12 protein-coding genes and 1 pseudogene are annotated in these 18,452 nt (G+C 44.8%); 10 read left to right on the top strand and 3 right to left on the bottom strand.

Annotation, left to right across the window (positions count from 1 at the left end; genetic code table 11):
- Positions 1-61 precede the first annotated feature (61 nt).
- From ICL55_RS28895 to ICL55_RS28885, 3 genes are all read right to left on the bottom strand, one after another.
- Positions 62-1,051, bottom strand: coding sequence for a FecR family protein (locus ICL55_RS28895; protein WP_168737416.1), 990 nt, complete (start codon positions 1,049-1,051; stop codon positions 62-64).
- A gap of 78 nt (positions 1,052-1,129) precedes the next feature.
- Positions 1,130-1,645 carry an RNA polymerase sigma-70 factor gene (locus ICL55_RS28890; RefSeq protein WP_168737415.1) on the bottom strand — a complete coding sequence of 172 codons (516 nt, stop codon included), beginning with the start codon at positions 1,643-1,645 and terminating at the stop codon, positions 1,130-1,132.
- Positions 1,646-2,077: 432 nt separating this feature from the next.
- Positions 2,078-4,114 (bottom strand): kojibiose hydrolase, encoded by a 2,037-nt coding sequence (locus tag ICL55_RS28885; protein ID WP_168737414.1) that lies wholly within the window; start codon positions 4,112-4,114, stop codon positions 2,078-2,080.
- 416 nt (positions 4,115-4,530) lie between these two features.
- Between ICL55_RS28885 and ICL55_RS28880 the strand changes: the two genes are divergently transcribed.
- The 10 genes and pseudogenes from ICL55_RS28880 to ICL55_RS28835 form a co-directional block, all read left to right on the top strand.
- Positions 4,531-5,106 carry an RNA polymerase sigma factor gene (locus ICL55_RS28880; protein WP_168737413.1) on the top strand — a complete coding sequence of 192 codons (576 nt, stop codon included), beginning with the start codon at positions 4,531-4,533 and terminating at the stop codon, positions 5,104-5,106.
- Between the two features lie 167 nt (positions 5,107-5,273).
- Positions 5,274-6,464, top strand: a complete 1,191-nt coding sequence (locus ICL55_RS28875; RefSeq protein ID WP_168737412.1) for a FecR family protein — start codon at positions 5,274-5,276, stop codon at positions 6,462-6,464.
- Between the two features lie 153 nt (positions 6,465-6,617).
- Positions 6,618-10,037, top strand: coding sequence for a TonB-dependent receptor (locus tag ICL55_RS28870; protein WP_188104241.1), 3,420 nt, complete (start codon positions 6,618-6,620; stop codon positions 10,035-10,037).
- A 34-nt stretch (positions 10,038-10,071) separates the two neighbouring features.
- On the top strand, positions 10,072-11,871 hold the full coding sequence (locus ICL55_RS28865) for a RagB/SusD family nutrient uptake outer membrane protein (protein WP_168737410.1): 1,800 nt from the start codon (positions 10,072-10,074) through the stop codon (positions 11,869-11,871).
- A gap of 20 nt (positions 11,872-11,891) precedes the next feature.
- On the top strand, positions 11,892-12,614 hold the full coding sequence (locus tag ICL55_RS28860) for a DUF3823 domain-containing protein (protein WP_168737409.1): 723 nt from the start codon (positions 11,892-11,894) through the stop codon (positions 12,612-12,614).
- 58 nt (positions 12,615-12,672) lie between these two features.
- The gene (locus ICL55_RS28855; RefSeq protein WP_168737408.1) at positions 12,673-14,253 is read left to right on the top strand and encodes a beta-N-acetylhexosaminidase; all 1,581 of its coding nucleotides are present in this window, start codon (positions 12,673-12,675) and stop codon (positions 14,251-14,253) included.
- A gap of 94 nt (positions 14,254-14,347) precedes the next feature.
- Complete coding sequence (locus ICL55_RS28850; protein ID WP_168737407.1) at positions 14,348-15,487, top strand: acyltransferase family protein; 1,140 nt, start codon at positions 14,348-14,350, stop codon at positions 15,485-15,487.
- A 519-nt stretch (positions 15,488-16,006) separates the two neighbouring features.
- Positions 16,007-16,486: a hypothetical protein gene (locus tag ICL55_RS28845; RefSeq protein ID WP_188104238.1), complete on the top strand. Its 480-nt coding sequence runs from the start codon at positions 16,007-16,009 to the stop codon at positions 16,484-16,486.
- On the top strand, positions 16,465-18,078 hold the full coding sequence (locus ICL55_RS28840) for a discoidin domain-containing protein (RefSeq protein ID WP_168737405.1): 1,614 nt from the start codon (positions 16,465-16,467) through the stop codon (positions 18,076-18,078). The genes ICL55_RS28845 and ICL55_RS28840 overlap by 22 nt, the downstream gene beginning before the upstream one ends.
- Before the next feature lie 25 nt (positions 18,079-18,103).
- A pseudogene (locus ICL55_RS28835) lies at positions 18,104-18,452 on the top strand (hypothetical protein); the annotation flags it as partial.

Below are 18,452 nucleotides of genomic sequence, written 5' to 3'. Positions count from 1 at the left end.
CGGCCGAAAATGTGAATGTATTTGCTATGTTTAAAATTCCTTACAATAAGTCGAATAAATGTTAGTATAAAATAAGGGTGTCTTGTTGTCGTCGGTAATGAAGCCCTGTTAATTTTGCTATTTCATCTACTGCCTGAGATAAAGATTCCTTTCCAAAGCTGGCGGTGATAGATATTTTACCTGCCCCTGGCGTCTGTGTGGTATCAACTTTGACAGGATGATTATAATAAATTGCAAGTGTTTGGAGTACCTCTTTTAACGGAATACTTCTGAAACTTAATTCTTCTTGTTGCCATTGCAGGGGAGAGCCGAAAAATATGTTTTTTTCAAATGTATCTCCTGTGTAGATAGCTTCTTCACAGGCTGTTAAGATGCACTTTTTTTGTGGATGGTTTTTATCTGCAAACAACACCTTGCCGGTAGCGACAGCTACTCTTTCCTGCTGGCGCCCGGCATTTACCAGGAAAGCGGTGCCGAGTACCGTGATCAGTCCCTTTCCGGTTTCGATGCGGAATGGCTGCTGTGTGATTGTTTTTACGTCAAAATATGCCTCGCCTGAGAGATATATCTTCCGCTCATGAGCTTTGAATATTTTGGGAATCCGGATAGTAGCTCCTTTTCTAAGCCATACCGTGGTGCCTTCGGATAATGTTATTTGCTGATTGGCAGCAGCTGTGATGACGGTAAGGGATTCCTGCCGGTTGTTGTACCACCACCATCCACTGAAAATGAAGCCTCCTATAATAGCCGCGGCTACCATTATTTTCTGGAACGTGTTTATCCGGAACACGGATTTAGCTGTGTCGGTCTCCTGCTCTGTGGCCAGCATAATTCGCTGATCTACTTTTGACCATGCGCGGCTAATGTCAAACTCTTTTTCCTCCAGCCATTGGTCTGCCATGCGCCAGGTGGCAGTCAATTGCGCAATTGACTCTTTGTTAGCAGGATCCGGCGATGTCCAGTCGTCGATTATTTTATCATCCGCCTCGGAGGACAAGCCCTGAAGCTTTTTGAGCAGTATTTCTTTTATATAGTCAGGTAATTGTTCCATTTGTTATCTTCCCCTATTTACTAAAACACAATTGTTGGTAAAATTCCTACACGCAGAATAAAATAATTCAAAGAAAATTTATGGCGTAGCTTTAACGAAAATTCTTAGGAATTTTAGCGCCTTCCAAAGTTGGTTATTCACTGTTTTAATGGATATACCCAGGTTGTCAGCGACCTCCTGGTTGCTGAAATTACCGATACGACTTAATAGAAAGACCTCTTTGCATTTAGTGGGAAGCTGCTCAATCCCTTTTTCTAACAATTCTTTATAATTTATGAGTTCTCCTTCACCTGTTTCTGCCTCTGCCGGTAACGCTGCTTCTATGTCCATGTTCGTGAGGCTGTACACAGGGCGGCATTGTCCACGGTAGAGGTGGTTAAGGCAATTATTGCGAACAGCGGTATAAAGGTAAAATTTTATACCTGCAACCATCAGGAGGTCTTTGCGGGTTTCCCATATTTTCACGAAAATATCCTGTACAATATCTTCGCACACCTCCTTTTCCTTTATGAAACTGAAGGCATATTTACAAAGTGGCTTATAATACTGTTCGAAAACTTGCTGAAAGTGTCTGTAAAGTTTCTCTGTGCTCACTGATGAAGTTTATAAATATAATACTTAGTAATCATATATTTGCGGCCGGAGATGTATAGCAGATTTTATTCGGAAATTCCTCCTGTAATCTATAAACGCACGACGATTGATTACCCCCTATCGCTTTAAATGAAAAAGTACACGGTGCGATCGTAAAGAGGGGCAGATATTACAGCGCAAACCACAGGTCTTCTCAGGTTTACTTTTCAGGAACTCTCTTCCTTAGACATAACACCGGTCAATTACATTTGACCCATTGAATAGCCGATATATTGGGGAAAAATATTTTCTGGTCGGCAGGAAAGTGGAGACTGCGATTTTTGCCCTTTTGCTGTTACTATGGCACTTGGGGGAAGTTCCTTCTAAATGAAAAGACCGGCAGAGCCGGTCTCCAACATGGTAAGGGAAAATTATCCCTTTGGGCTCTTTTTACTATTTCCGTTCAAAAGTTTTCTTCTCAGTGCCGGCTCCGGTGATGGTGAGTTTTTTCCATCCTTCCGGCAGCACGGAGTATATCTGTCTGATGCCATTGTCAGTAATGTCCAATCCGGCAAATCCCATCAGAACACTTTGTAATATTCCTCCCGCGCCGGTGGCAAAGTAGGGATTGGTACCTCCTTTTGTTTCTGCGATCACGCGAAAGGGCGGTAAGAGGTTAGGTTCATAGGATTCTTTGAACCAATGCGCTGCTTTACGGGAATCTCCAAGACGACTGTAGAGTAGTGCAAACACGGCCTGCGTCATGGCGGGTGTGCCTTCGTCAGGTACTCTTGTTTCGTAGTAGGCAAGGTCTTTCTTTATCTGCGCAGTATCCGTTATTGTTTTCAGCGGGTATGCCAGCAGGTTCACATCACCTTGTTTGATAGGTTCGCCCTTGTAGGTGGCGTGTTCTCTTGTTACGCCGTTGTCGAGGCTTAATAACGGTATGTTGGCGGCTACATGTTGCCAGTCGGGATCTGCGTTTGTATTAAGCAGTCGGGCTGCTTCGGTGGCAAACACAAGATTGGCTTTAGCCGCGGCATTGGTAAAGGCATTGTTGTCTACATTCTCCGCCCACTCATCCGCAGCCACTACGTTGTTGATGTTATAATGTCCCGGGCCATCGCGCTCCACGCGGCTGCTCCAGAAATCAGCGGTATGCTTTAATATAGGCCAGCCTTTTTCCCGCAGCCATGCCGTATCTTTTGTTACCAGGAAATAATTCCATGCAGCTATGGCCACATCGGCAGTGATATGATGTTCGAAGGGACCGCTCAGCGCCCATACCGGCGTTTCTTCCGCGCCGCTGCCGGCGCTTTCCCACGGATACATAGCTCCCTTAAAGCCTTTGGCAAAAGCATTGCGCTTTGCCTGTTCCAATCGCTGATAACGGTATTCTATCATAGATTTGGCCAGTTCAGGGTGTAGTACCAGCAATGCCGGGTACATCCACAGGTCGGTATCCCAGAATACGTGGCCGTTGTATCCCAGGCCGCTGAGTCCCATAGGGGAGGGCGATAGCGCGCTGTTCTCACGTATAAACGAATACAGGTGATATAACATACTATGTACATCCTGCTGCGCCTGTGCTGCCCCCTCTATGCGAATATCACTCTTCCATAGCTCTTCCCACGCCTTGTTGTGTAGTTTCAGCAGGCGTTCACGGCCTTCGAGCCTGGCATACAGGGTTAAACGTTCGGCCTGGTTCAGCGGATCGTCATCGTGTGCGGATGTGATGGAAGAACCTGCAATAGAGAAGCGGTAAGTTTCCCCAGCATGCAGTGTTTTACTGAACTTCATCAGGTGCATGCTGTTGTCCCACATTTCGTGAACTACCCTGGGTTCCTTACCATGAGGCTCACTGAAAAGGAAAGTATTGCTGGCACAAAGCTGCAGTTTTCCTGTAGGGCTTTTTGCTGATGAGCTCAGGAGGCTGATAAGGACATGGGGCCGGTCTATTTCATTATAATAGTTTTGTACATCTTTCAGCGCATCGGGCGCTTCCAGTACACTGCCTGCTGTAATCGTAATGGATTTCCCGGCAGTGATGCTCACATCCATCAGCACGGTGAAAGGAAGATGGCGCAGCGCATAATAGGTGTAGGTAATGGTAGCTTTATCACCGTAATCGAACGACGTGGAAAAACTGCCATGCTGCATATCAAGCTCCTGTCGCATATGCCGGACAGCAGCGCCCTCAATATTCTGGTTGTCTATGCTCATACGCATGTTCAGTAGGTTAAAGCTGCGCAGAAAATTACTTACCCGTCCCCGTCCATACAGATCATAGGCTCCTGCCAGCACAACATCTTTTACTTTAAAAGGTTCGGGTGAAGATACAAGGCCAATCATGCCGTTAGCTACTGTGACGCCGTAGTAACTCGCCGGATTGATGTTGTCGGTACGTATCTTCCAGGGATGCTGGGCATTTGCAAGTAATGTAACTCCCATCAGTACAACAATCAGGCTGAGTTTTTGGATGCTGTTCATAATTAATAACCATATTTAGCGTACACAATATATACTTATGTTACCGGTTGAGGGATAAGTTATGCGAAAATATAAAATTAAAAATAGAAAGGAACCCTGCTTACACTTATCCGAAAATGATGCCTCGTACAATGGTTTGAATCGCAATCTCTATCGGCCATCGTTCAAATATCGCTGAAGGCATGTATACCCCATACAACAACCTCGATGGTTGCACCCGGTGCGCATGAATGGAGGAGTTGGTAGACGCCGGCGGTAATAGGGTGCCTATAAAAAAACATCCATGCCTTAATATTATTTTAAGAAATTTCATTACCTTAACATCGCACTTTAATACCAGTTACCTAAAAAGTAGCAACCAAATCTTTTGCCAGATCCTGGGTTAATAAATTTCCCCTTCTGAGAACAAGTAGCTCGTGAAGCCCAACAGAGAGACATATGATACTTATAGTGACAATGATTTGCTATTGCTGCTCCGCAATAGCGACGAGCAGGCTTTTGCTGCACTATATGACCGGTATTGGGACAAGGTTTTTTATATGGCCATGCAAAGATTGAAGATAGCCAGTTGTGCAGAAGATGCTGTACAAGATGTTTTTGCAGACATTTGGAAACGTCGAGGCGAACTGGAAGTGAAAAATAGTTTTCCCGCTTATCTCGCCGTTGCAGTGAAATACCGGATAATCAATATCCAGGCTAAAATGAACCATGCTACACGCTACGGGCAGGAAATTATCCGAAACATCGACGTCTCATGCTCAAGCCAGGAAGAATGGCTTGACTTTAAAGAATTGCAACAACGCCTGGAAACTCATATTGCCTCCCTGCCTGAGAAAGCAAGAATAGCTTTTCAACTTAATCATAAAGGAGGGTTACGCCATAAAGAAATAGCCCGCGTAATGCAAGTGTCTGAAAAGGCCGTTGAACGAAGTATTGCCCGCGCCATTCAATCATTGATGAACTCTTTCAGGCATTTTACCAGCTTCTTTTGATATTTCCCCGCTTTCTGAAATTTTAAGTTGATTTTTAATAACTTACAAATAAAGGAACACTTTCATTAAAATATTACCCCAAAAAAAAGCAAAAAACAAGGGGGGATTTTTATTCCCTGATTGACTTCCTATTAACAGGGGCTTCCGGAAAACTTCCCTTCAGCGAGATGAGTGCTTTCAATAATCAAGAACACGACCATAACAGGAGATACAGTGAATTAGCCAGGAAGTGGTTAAAGGGAACGCTTACTCCAGAGGAAGAGCGGGAGTATAATGACTGGTATGACAGCGTATCAGACGATAAAGAGATTAAGATGGAGCCGGATTTTGCCGCTTCCAGACAACAGCTGAAAAGGCGGATCTTTGTGAAGATTTCCCGGATTGCCGACTTGCATCGTCCTGCCTTATCCATTCAAAAAAGGAAGAAATTATACTTTGCCGCGGCTTCTGTGGTGTTGCTTTTTATAGCTATTTCTTTTTACCGGTATAGTAGCAGTAAGGATTCCATGCAGGATCCTGAAACCCTGACAGAGAGTCCATATTTCAAAAATGACATTGCCCCCGGTGTAAACAAAGCTATTCTTACATTATCAAACGGGAGAAAGATAACGCTTGATGATTCAACAAGCGGTATGCTGGCTGACGAAGGCGGTGCCCGGATCGTCAAATCCGGCAAAGATGGTGTTACCTATGAAGAAGGAAAGGGGGCCGTCACTGTTGTGAATAATACGGTAACCACGCCCCGTGGATCCCAATACCGGCTCACTTTACCCGATGGTACGAAGGTATGGCTGAATGCATCGTCGTCGATAACTTTCCCTACGTTGTTCCAGACGAGAGAAAGAGCCGTAAAAGTATCGGGGGAGGCATACTTTGAAGTAGCTAAAAATGCTGCACAACCTTTTATTGTATCCGTTGGTAACATGCAGGTAAGTGTGTTGGGTACGCATTTCAACGTCAATGCCTATGCTGATGAAAATACAATCCGGACCACGCTGCTGGAGGGAAGCGTCAAAATAATAGAAACGTTCACCCAACATGGAAGAATAATTGTTCCCGGTGAGCAGTCAAGGTTGGATAAAATGGGAAATATAAGCGTAGAAAAAGTAAATACTGAAGAAATCATTGCCTGGAAAGATGGATTTTTCCGCTTTCATAGAACCGATATTGCCACATTGATGCGCCAGATAAGCCGCTGGTATAATGTTGATGTGCAATATGAAGGTGCGCCGGCAAAGGATCTGTTTACCGGCACTGTGCCAAGGACATTACCCCTTTCAGAGCTCCTGATGGTATTGCAACATGCAAATATCCGTTTCAAAATAGAGGGGAATAAATTAACTGTTTTATCCCTATAATTTTTTTATCAAAATCAAACAGACAGATGTATACATGACTTCATGGACGCCTTATGCAAATAAAAATCCCAGTGTTGACAGCACCGGGACGTTAAAAGGCGTAAACAAGATTTAATCAGACCTTCTTATTATCAGCCTTAATCTATCAAAGATATGCAATTTCTTATCACGAAATTTGTATTATTATTTTATTTAATACAAATATTGGTAAAACGATCCACGTTCCTTTTATTCATGAAACTCACAGCTCTCCTGCTTGTCATTGCCTGCCTGCAATCCAGGGCCTCAACCGGTCAGGTCATCACTATTAAAGTGAAGAATGCAAAATTAAGCGAGGTATTCTCCAGAATACAGCAACAATCCGGCTACTTTTTTTTCTATAATGAAACACATATTCAGAATGCCAGGCCGGTTACGGCAGACATTAATAATCAATCGTTGAAAACAGCGCTGGATATATGTTTTGCAGGTCAGCCCCTCACCTACAAAATCGTTAACAAAATGATCGTGGTCGGGGAGGCCCCGGCATTGCCCTTTTCCCCTACTATTCACAACGTCACCCCTCCAGCCAGGATTTCGGGTAAGGTCACAGATTCAGTCGGGCGTCCGGTTATTGGGGCTACCGTTTTTATAAAAGGGACCAAAACAGGTACTGTGACCAAAGACGACGGAACTTTCTTCCTGGAATCACCGGAACCCGCCGGCATACTTATTATTTCCTCCATAGGGTTTAAACAGCGGGAAATAGCCTTTTCAGGCAGTAATTATTTACAGGTCATACTGGCTGTTTCAGAAAATAAATTAGAAGACCTGGTGGTAGTGGCATATGGAAAGCAACGGAAAACAACCCTCACGGGATCAGTAGCGCAGATCAGCGGCGTCGAAATAGCAAAAGCGCCTGTTGCCAATGTTATCAATGGTTTACAGGGGCGCCTGCCGGGTTTAACGTTTCGCCAGGGCGGCGGTCAGCCCGGAGACGATGTAGCGAAGTTTAATATAAGGGGATTTGGATCTCCTCTGACAATTGTTGACGGCGTTCCATCCGACATCGCCCAGATTGATCCTAATGAAATTGAAAGCTTTACCATTTTGAAAGACGGCGCTGCCGCTATGTATGGCTTCAAAGGCGCAAATGGCGCAATACTTATTACTACCAGGAGAGGGAAAACAGGGGAGCCAGTGGTTGCGCTAAATGCTTACACAGGCATCCAGGGTATCACAAGATACCCCAGGTTAATGAATGCGGGGGAATTCACTGAACTCATGGATGAAGCGAGCGTAAATGCAGGGAATGCGCCAATTTACGGAGCGAAAGAGGTGCAGAAATGGAAAATGGGAGTTGACTCCGGTTACAAGAGCACAGACTGGTATAACGAAGTATTTAGAAAATGGGCCACTATGAACAATGTTAATCTCAATATACAGGGTGGCACGGAGAAGGTAAAGTACTTTGTTTCAGGCGGGATGTTAGACCAGCAGGGGTTACTTCGCTCAGGAGATGTGAAGTTCAGGCGTTATAATTTTCGGAGTAATATCAGTATGCAGATTAATAAAAGATTGACTGCAGAATTAAACCTGGGGGGCAGAAAGGAAAACAGGTTTTCCCCTAACGCCCCTATACCTGGCACCGATGCCATTAACATCGTCAATGTTATTCAGCGGTCTTATCCTATAACGCCGGTATATGCCAACAACGATCCCAATTACTTTGCGGTTACAAATGTTCAGGTAAATCCTGCTGCCATGGCCCAGGCCGCCTATTCTGGCTATAACAATAGCGTCTGGGATGTTTTTACTGGTATTGGCACTTTAACATATAGTATCCCGTATATTGAAGGATTGAATGCCAGACTTTCCTTCAACTATGAATCGAATAATAACAGGTATTCGACCTGGAGCAAACAGTATTTCCTGTACAGCTATGATCCCACAACAAAAAAGTATACCCCCACTTACACCGGAAATGCGCCTTCCACCTTAAAGCAGGGTTATTCACAGGGAGGGACCACTTCCAATGTACAACTTTCGCTTAATTACGATCATACCTTCAACGGCGCCCATCACTTTACAGGTTTGTTGCTGCTGGAGAGAAGAAAAACCAATTCTACCGGCATACAGGGATCGAAGCAGTTTACCGTTGATGCTATACCCAATCTGGACCTGGGCAACGCTGCCAATCAAACCACAGGGACTTACCAGCTCGGTCAAAGCGCGTACCAGGGCTATGTAGGTCGTATCAACTACGACTATAAGGCTAAATACCTGTTAGAGTTGGGAGGAAGATATGATTACTCTTACAAATTCTTAAATGGTGCTTTCTTCCCGGAAATTTCTGCCGGTTGGGTGATCAATAAAGAACCATTTTTTAACTTCGCCTTCCTGAGTAATTTGAAATTGCGTGCTTCCTGGGCGAAGGTGGCAGATGACGGTTCATTCGACGAATTTAAATATCTGAGTGGGTACAACTATCCCAGCGGTAACTATATTTTCTCGGGCAGTACAGTTGTTAATGGTCTGCAAGTAGGTACTCTTGCCAATCCACGCCTTTCATGGCAAACAGCTAATATCTTTAATGCAGCGCTTGACTTTGGATTATTTGACAATACTATTACCGGTACCTTTGAAGTATTCTACAGAAATGTGACAGGTATTCCGGCCTATCCTGCCGCCTCCTTTCCCAGCATTGCCGCGATACCCGTAGCCCAGCAGAATCTGAACAGCACCAATAACAGGGGATTTGAACTGGAGCTGGGATATTATAAACGGATAGGTGACTTTGTATTAAATGTAAGTCCCAATATATCATGGACCCGGGGCAGGAATGCATATATAGAACAACCTCCTTACGGGAGCGCAAGTGAGAACTATCTGAATAATACCGCTTACAGATGGCAAAATAGGTTAACTGGTTACCATGCCATCGGCCAGTTTCAGTCACAGGAAGAAATAAATCGTTCTCCTGTACAGGACAGCCGTGGTAATGCAACCTTACATCCCGGTGATATTAAATACGAAGATATAAATGGAGATGGTGTAATTGATAGCCGGGATCAAACAGTAATAGGCAGGGGCGACTACCCCGAACTTCAATATGGACTTGCCTTGAATGCAAGTTATAAGGGTATTGACGTCTCCCTGCTGTTTGCAGGCGCAGGCAATTTTAATGTGAATTACAGCGGCGTGCTGCAAAATCCCTTTTGGAATAACGCTAATTCCTATGCCTATTTTACTGATCGTTGGCATCGTGAAGATATATATAATCCGAACAGTCCCTGGGTACCTGGAAAATTCCCGGCTACCATCATAAGCGGCAATCCAAATAACAGGTTAACCTCCAGCTTCTGGCTGCAAAAAGGCACCTATCTGCGCCTGAAAACCGTACAGATTGGCTATGCCATTCCAAAGAAAATATTGGCAAAATCAGGTATAAAAAGTTTACGGTTCTTTGCTTCAGGTCAGAATGTATTTACTATCACCGGAGTAAAATATCTTGACCCCGAAGTTGGTGATGCTGAAGCGGCGTATTACCCTCAGCAGAGAACATTTGTATTTGGAATAAATGCAAAATTTTAGGTTTAAAATCCTTCATTTTATATTCAGTAAAGTCATGAAACGTACATATATATTATGCCTGATTTGGATGACCATACTTTTGGCCTGTAACAAAGACTTTGTGAGGCTTCAGCCTCAGGACCTGATAGCGGACAACCAGGCTTATGCTTCTTCTGCTGCTGTGCAGGCCCTTGTTGCGGCGCTCTATAACGATCTCTCCGGCGCCGGATACGAAGATTTTACCTACGGGCAGGGAAGCAACTATATGAGTGTTTGGACAGACGAAGCCGTTCAGTCTTATGCCTGGTCGGATCCGTCAATCATTGGCGTGATACCTAATGGACAATTTGGGAATTGGTGGCCGTATGATCTTATACGCCGGCAAAACGACTTTATTGCCAAAATCGTTAATGCCACAAATCTGGGAGCCGCTGACCGCAATCAATATTTGCAGGAAGTACGGTTCCTCCGCGCGCTCACGTATTTCGGATTGGTTAAACGCTATGGAGGCGTACCATTGGTTACCAAAGTACTGACCACCGCTGACAATCTGAAAATACCAAGAAGTACAGCGCAACAGATTTATGATTTTGTTGCCAGTGAGTTAGATGATATTATTGGCAGTAATGGATTACAGGCTGGCGGACCACTCAGAGTCACTAACGCTGCCGCCCTTGCGTTGAAATGCAGAGCAATGTTATATGCCGCCTCAGAAGCCAAATATGGGCATGTGCAGCTGAATGGTCTGGTAGGTATCCCCTCATCTATGGCAAACACATATTGGCAAAAAGCGTATGAAGCAGCCAGGGCTATTATTACATCTGACAAATTTAAGTTATTTCAGGGCAGCAGCGATCCGGCCAAAAATTTTCAATTATTGTTCAATGGCCGGGATGCTGCCACCAATCCGGAAGCCATTCTGGCTGAAGCCTATTCATTACCAAACAGAGGACATAGTTTCGACTACTATAATTCCCCTCAAAGCTTTAGGGTTGACTATGGCAACTCTGTGAATCCTGTGATTGAGCTGGTTGAAGAGTTCGAATATACAGATGGCACACCGGGTAAACTAAAAATAGTAGACGACAGAGGCAACCCGATCAGGTATAACAATCCGGCCGATCTGTTTAAAGGAAAGGATCCGCGTTTTTTCGCATCCATTCAGTATCCTGGTGCTGAGTGGCATGCCAATAAAGACCCTCAGGGTGGATATATTGAGTTAAGAAGAGGAATTGTGAACGGAACTGACACACTCATTAACGAGGATCTGACCAAAACTTATGGTACTGCTCCATATACAATTGCATTCACAGGGAAAGACGGACCTACTACAACAGCAGATCCAACAAAATCTGGTTTCTATCAGAAGAAATACCTGATAGAAGATGCGAACTTTACGCCAAATGATGGACAGTCACACCAGCCGTGGCTCGTATTCAGGTATGGTGAAGTGTTGCTGAATTTTGCGGAAGCGGCTGTGGAGCTGGGAAAACCAGGTGATGCTTTATCCGCTATTAACCAGATAAGAGCCAGGGCCGGAATAAAGTTACTATCAATGGTTGGCCTCAGTCAGGTGAGACATGAACGGCGGGTGGAGCTGGCTTTTGAGAACCATCGTTACTGGGATTTACGGAGATGGCATATTGCAGACCAGGTGTTAAATGCCACCACATTCCACGCACTCTTTCCCTGGTTAAACTGGAAAGCAAATACCAATCCGGCACAAATGCAATACACGTTCACCATTGCTCCCATACCTGTTAAACCCGGTCGTACTTTTCCACCACGGCTGTACTATGAGCAAATTGACGTCAGTGGAGCAAATAGCTACCTGGCGCAAAATCCAGGTTATTGAGTGTCTTAAAATTTAAAAATATGAACCAAAATAAAATCCTTTTTTACCTGATATTCCTTGCCGCATGTATACAGAGCGGTTGTAGTAATAAGCTGGATAACTATGAGCCTCCCCGGGCATCCCTGTCTGGCGCAATAATAGACAGCAGAACGAACGACACCGTTCCTATGGCGAGCAGTATAGGACAGGGAGGCATACTTAATTTGTTTCAGATGAACTACAGTTCAACAGCATCTGGTGCTATTGGAAGCAACTTTCTTACCAACGGAACATATAAAAATGCAAGTATTTTCTCCGGAACTTATAAGGTGGCGCCATCAGGACCATTCTATGCAGATACTATTATTGCGACTGTGAATGGAGATACGAAACTGGATCTCAAAGTACGCCCCTGGATTTATGTGACGTTGAAGACGGGTAATATAACCGACACCTCCGCAACTTTTACTTATAGTATCAAGAGCAATGACGCCGCTCAACAAATTGCTCAGGGGGGAGCATTTTTAAATACCGCTTCAGTTGTGGATGTTCAGGAATTCCGGGGGGTGAATAAGGGAGACACCCGGTACCGGAAAATACAGCCTGTAAATGGAGATACGACTATTACTGTAGTATTCACAGGGTTAGCTCCCAATACCACTTATTACATAAGGGCAGGCAGCAGCACTGCCACAAGCAGTATCAATCCGCAGAATTACTATAACTATTCTAAAATATATGCAATAAAAACGGCCGGCAAATAAACGAGCATTCATTTTGCCACAGTCTTAGCAATATTCAATAAACAAAAAAAAATATTTGATGAAACAATTATTTGCCTTTGGGGTATATGGGTGCATGCTACTGATTATCAGTATTCCTCTTCACGCGATCAACATTATACCTCAGCCAGCTGAAGTAAAAACCGGCACCGGCGTGTTCCAACTGACCAGCGCCACAGTCATAAACGCCGGCAACAATATTGTGGAAGCGCGTCAATTGCAACAGGCAATACAGGAAGCATCTGGCCTGAACATCCAATTGAAAACATCTTCGAAAAACAACTCTATTCGGCTGATTGTCGATGAAAAATTGAAAAAAGAACTCGGAGAGGAGGGCTACCTGTTGAAAGTAAATCCGGATAATATCTCTATCACTGCCCCTGCTTCAACTGGCATTTTTTACGGCATTCAATCCTTGCGCCAACTCATTCATGGTAATGGTAACACATATACGTTAAATGCGGTCAGTATCAAAGATAAGCCTCGCTTTTCGTGGAGAGCCTTCATGCTCGACGAAGGCAGATACTTCAAAGGCAGCACAGTCGTGAAGCGTCTGCTGGATGAAATGGCCTTGCTCAAGATGAACACTTTTCACTGGCACCTTACCGACGACCAGGGCTGGCGCATTGAGATACTCAAATATCCGCAGCTCACTGCCATCGGCAGCCACCGCGACTCTACGCAAATTGGCGGGGATGCTGACGGCAATACCTATGACAGTAAGCCTCATGGGGGCTTCTATACGCAGGCAGCCATCAAAGAAATCATCAATTACGCTGCTGAAAGACATATCACTGTTATCCCGGAAATAGAAATGCCAGGGCATAGCGCTGCAGCCATTGCTTCCTATCCCTGGCTCGGAACATCGCAAAAAAAAATCCGGGTACCATGCAAATTTGGCATACAATACGATGTATACAACGTAGCAGATCCAAAGGTAATTGCCTTTTTGCATGATGTTTTAGAGGAAGTGATCAACCTATTTCCTTCTAAAGTAATACACATAGGTGGGGATGAAGTGAAGTTTGACCAGTGGAAGGCAGATGCCGGCGTACAGGCTTACATGAAAGAACATCACATTGTGTCTCCTGGAGACCTCCAGATTGCGTTCACCAACGGGATATCCAACTTCCTGGCTGGCAAATACCGCAGGATGGCCGGATGGAATGAAATCATGAACAGCATGCTGGAGGATGTTGATGCCGGCAAGGTTTCCAACAGAGAAAAATTAGCGCCCGGCACTATTATACAGTTCTGGACAGGCGACCTTAAAATCATTGACCAGGCTGTTTCAAGAGGTTACGATGTGGTGAACTCCTTCAGTGAGTTTACCTACCTTGATTATTCCTACAAAGACATTTCCCTGGAAAAAGCCTATGGCTTTGATCCTATCCCCAAAGGGCTGGATCCAAAATATCATGCAAAAATACTCGGCACTGGCTGCCAGATGTGGGGCGAATGGATACCCGATGAAGCCAGTATGAATAAGCAGGTGTACCCAAGACTGGCCGCTTATGCGGAAGATGGCTGGACATTGGTTGCCAACAAAAATTTTGGCAATTTTTGCAAAGCACTGGAATATTTTTCTGCCAGATGGAACGTAAAATGGGACGTGAACTAATATGGCGATATCTGATCAGTCTCGTTCAGCTTCCGGGAAACAACGGCCCCAAAAATCAGATATTTCTTTTTTTAGCAACTTATTCAAATCACTAATGACGAAAGAATCCACTCAAATGAAAGGTACGCGCTTGTCCCATACTGTTGCGCCTGCAGAACGTATAGTTTCAATAGATGCGCTACGGGGTTTTGATATGTTTTGGATTGCGGGCGGCGGCCCTATGGTATATGAATTTTTCAAGCTTTTCGCCAACCCGCTTCCATCCTGGTTGGAAGAACAATTCGATCATGTTCCGTGGGAGGGTTTTGTTGCCTGGGACCTGATCATGCCGCTCTTTTTGTTTATCGTGGGGGCCGCCATGCCGTTTTCGATAGGGAAACGGCTGGCGCAGGGGGATGGTCGCCGCCGCATTTACCTGAAAGTCATTTATCGCGTGCTGCTATTGTGGGCGCTTGGCATGGTTGCCCAAGGCAATCTGCTTCATTTCCGCATGGACGACCTGCTGCTTTACAGCAACACCCTTCAGGCAATTGCGGCGGGCTACCTGATTTCCGCAATTGCATTGGTAGAGCTGCCGGTAAAAGGACAGGCTGTGCTGGCAGGCATTTTACTACTGATTTTTTGGGGGCTGATGCGTTTTGTACTGGTGCCGGGCCATGGAATTGGGGTGCTTTCGCCCGAGGGAAATCTGGCAATGTGGGTTGATCAGTCTCTGTTAGGCCGTTTTCGGGACGGTAATGATTACACCTGGATACTCAGCAGCATAGGATTCGGCGCTACGACGCTGATAGGCGTTCTGGCGGGCCATTTGCTACGCGCTCCGGGGCCTAAATTGCCCAAAGTGTTCTGGTTAATTATATCAGGTTTGGCCTGCCTGTTGGCAGGCTGGCTTTGGAGTTTTGAATTTCCAATCATCAAGCATATCTGGACCAGCTCGATGGTTTTGTGGGCGGGAGGCTGGAGCCTCTTGTTACTTGCATTATTTTATTGGGTGATAGACATTTTAGGCTTCCGGCGGTGGGCATTTGTCTTCATCATTATCGGCACAAATGCTATTGTAGCCTACATAGCGCCGGGTATCATCCCCTTTGGCGACATCAGTAATACCTTGTTCGCAGGTCTGGCAAAACATCTCGGGCAATTTGGTGGTTTTCTGCTGACCGCTGGCACTTTTGGCGTTCTCTGGCTCTTACTTTATTATATGTATCGCAATAAAACCTTCGTGCGGATATAACGTACTGCCCATGAAACCCTGGTCAGATAAGACGAATCGGTGCATGATTTTTCACCAAAAAAATGAATCTCTATGAGAATTTATGCATTGTTACTAGAGGTTATTTCATAAATACTATATAATTCTTCTCATCAGGATTAAAGCAAAAGCAAGATGAATAAGTGCTTGATAGCGTTCTATTTCTCTGTCATATCGTGCGATTACACGTTTGAAGGCATTGAGCCATGTAAAAAAAACGTTCTATCTTCCATCTGCGCTTGTATCTTCTAAGCTGACGACCATCCTGAGCTGCCATCTTAAAAAAAACGGGCGGGATTGTTGTAAACTGATTCTTTTTTACTTCAAAACGCTTTCATTTTTCAGATTTTTTCCGAAGAATAAAAAAAATCAGCTGTCGCATAGGAAGAATGTAGTCGATCGGTGTTTTATTAGTTTGGCAGATTCCTTTTATGACCTGGACCATATTTTTTAACGATCATACCTATTATGACCTGGACCATATTTTTAACGATCATACCTATGCTAAAAAGACATAAGCTATCGCTTTTGATGGTGCTTTTATTGCCTTTTATTACTTATGCTCAGGAAGGGATGCCTGTATTTGTCCGTCCTTGTGGTACAGAGATACTACAAAAGGAATGGCGAAAGAATTCTATTTTCCGGGGAAGGGAGCAAGCTGCCAACAAAGCTATCCTGCAAAGGCATTACATGGCCGCCCCTGGTCAACTGGCGCCTCCTCTGACTTTAGTTACATTACCTGTAGTTATACATATTGTGAATGAAGACCCAGACGCTTATTCTGATGCTGATGTCGCGGAATCAATAAAGATACTTAATGACGCATTCAGCGGGAAATTCTCTTATCCCGTAAGGACAAGCCGCGTATTCGATAAAAACAAACACTACCTTATCCCCCCTGCGGCGCTGGCCGCGGGGGATAACAACCTTTTATTATCTCACCTTAAACACATACATATATGTACCGTAAACTATTGTTGATTATACTTTTGAGTATTGGAGGGATGGGGTGTAACAAAGAAATGGTAAAGGAAACAGTGGCCCCGGATCCGAAAAATACTGCTAAACGCTCGCTCACAGAACGCTCGCTCACAGCAGGTGTGATAGGCTCCAGTGCTACCTATGATTCTATTCTCTGGAAAGTGGATACCGTAAAAAACGAAAATGCGTACAAGTTTGATCAGATGGCGGGCATCGACAGATACCAGGGGCAGCTCTATATACTCGGCGGAAACTGTGCTAGTTGGGATGGCGAGTATAATTTATGGGAGCTATGGAAAGGCGCTAATGTCAACAATGCCGTGAAGCAGTTGCAGCAGCCAAAACCTGCAGCTAACTTTCCTTACTATACTACGGAAGGAAACGACGACTGGTGTAACTATTGGCTGATGGGACTTTGGATAGATCCGTCTGATGGTAAATTCTACTCCATTGCCTACAGTGAATACAACTACATGAAAAAATGGGAAACCGAAGCAAAGGAACGGCGCATGGGGCTTGCTACGTCGGTTGACAATGGACAAACATGGACCTATCAGGGCGATATCATCACGCAGGACAAATCCATCCCACCGCCGCCGGGGCAAAAATATTACGGTGCGGGTGATCTTGATCTTTTCATTCCGGGCGATGGGTATGCGTATGTCTATTATAAAAAAGGCTTCTATTCAGATAGTTCGGGGCACAGAACGGAGCAGGATATTTGTGTGGCCAGGTGCCGGCTCAGTGATAAACTTGCACCGGGGTATTGGAAGAAATTCTACAACGGTAGCTGGGTGGAAGCCGGCATTGGTGGCCATGAAACCATCATTATACCGGACGTGAATATTGCCAATGTATGTTACAATAAATTCCTCAAAAAATATGTTTGCATTGGCAATGATACCGATGGTAAAACATTTATTTCTTTTGCCAATAGTATGCCAACACAGGATTGGAGCCCCAGGGATTTCGGTTTTCCGCAAATCTCCTGGTGGTACAACTGGTTTGTGAATGTAACCAACAATAACCAGCATGTCATGGGGCAGTCGTTCAAGCTCTATACAGCCGGGTTAAATCTGGTTACCAAGGCCCGGCACGGGTATGATTACCATATCGTGTTCGATATGAAAGAATATGACCGGACTGGTTGGGAAGTGATCGACTTTTCCTCTCAGGAGCCCTGGCCTTCAGCGCCGGAGGAAGGAGGTGCTGCTTATGTACTGGACAATAATCCATATACGTTTTGGTCTACCGCCGGGGTAAACGGGGAAGCGCCTTTTCCGCATCATATTACCATCGATACGAAATCGGCAAAATCGTTGCATGGTATTACATTTAAGAATCGCAAATTTGATATCGACTATTCCAGCGGCCAGCCCAAAGATATGCAGGTATTGGTGAGCGAGGATAACGTTAACTGGCAAACGGCGGCTACTTATACTAACATCGAAATACCGGAAGGCCCTGTGGATGAAAGCAAAACAAGGCTTTCATTTCCTGCAGCAGTGAATGCACGTTACCTGAAACTGGTGGTCACCGCTATTCACGGCACTAACAAGGTGTTGTACTTTTCTGAGATCGGTGCATTCTGATGATTTATCTTTAATAATTAACAAGATGAGAGTTACATTGATATCTTTTTTACTACTGGTCCTTAACAGCTCGTGTTTTGGCCAGCAGGATACTGTTGAGATAAACGTAACAGATTATGGCATCCATCCTGACAGCCGGGTCAATGTAGAACCGGAGATCAGGAAGCTGTTGAAAGAAAACAGGAACGCGCGCTACCTGAAACTGGTTTTTCCCCGTGGCAGGTACGACTTTTGTCCGAATAAAGATAGGGAGGATTTGTCCGACGCCCCCGTTGGGATTGAGATCCGCGACAGGTCGGGTGTATGCATCGACGGTCAGGGATCGGAGTTTGTATTTCATGGAAAGATGATGGCGTTCAACGTACAGAATGCGG

The sequence above is a fragment of the Chitinophaga varians genome (genome assembly GCF_014529945.1).
Classification (GTDB): Bacteria; Bacteroidota; Bacteroidia; order Chitinophagales; family Chitinophagaceae; genus Chitinophaga; species Chitinophaga varians.
The sequence above is the reverse complement of the archived record's forward strand: the minus strand, read 5'-3'. Positions and strand labels throughout refer to the sequence as shown.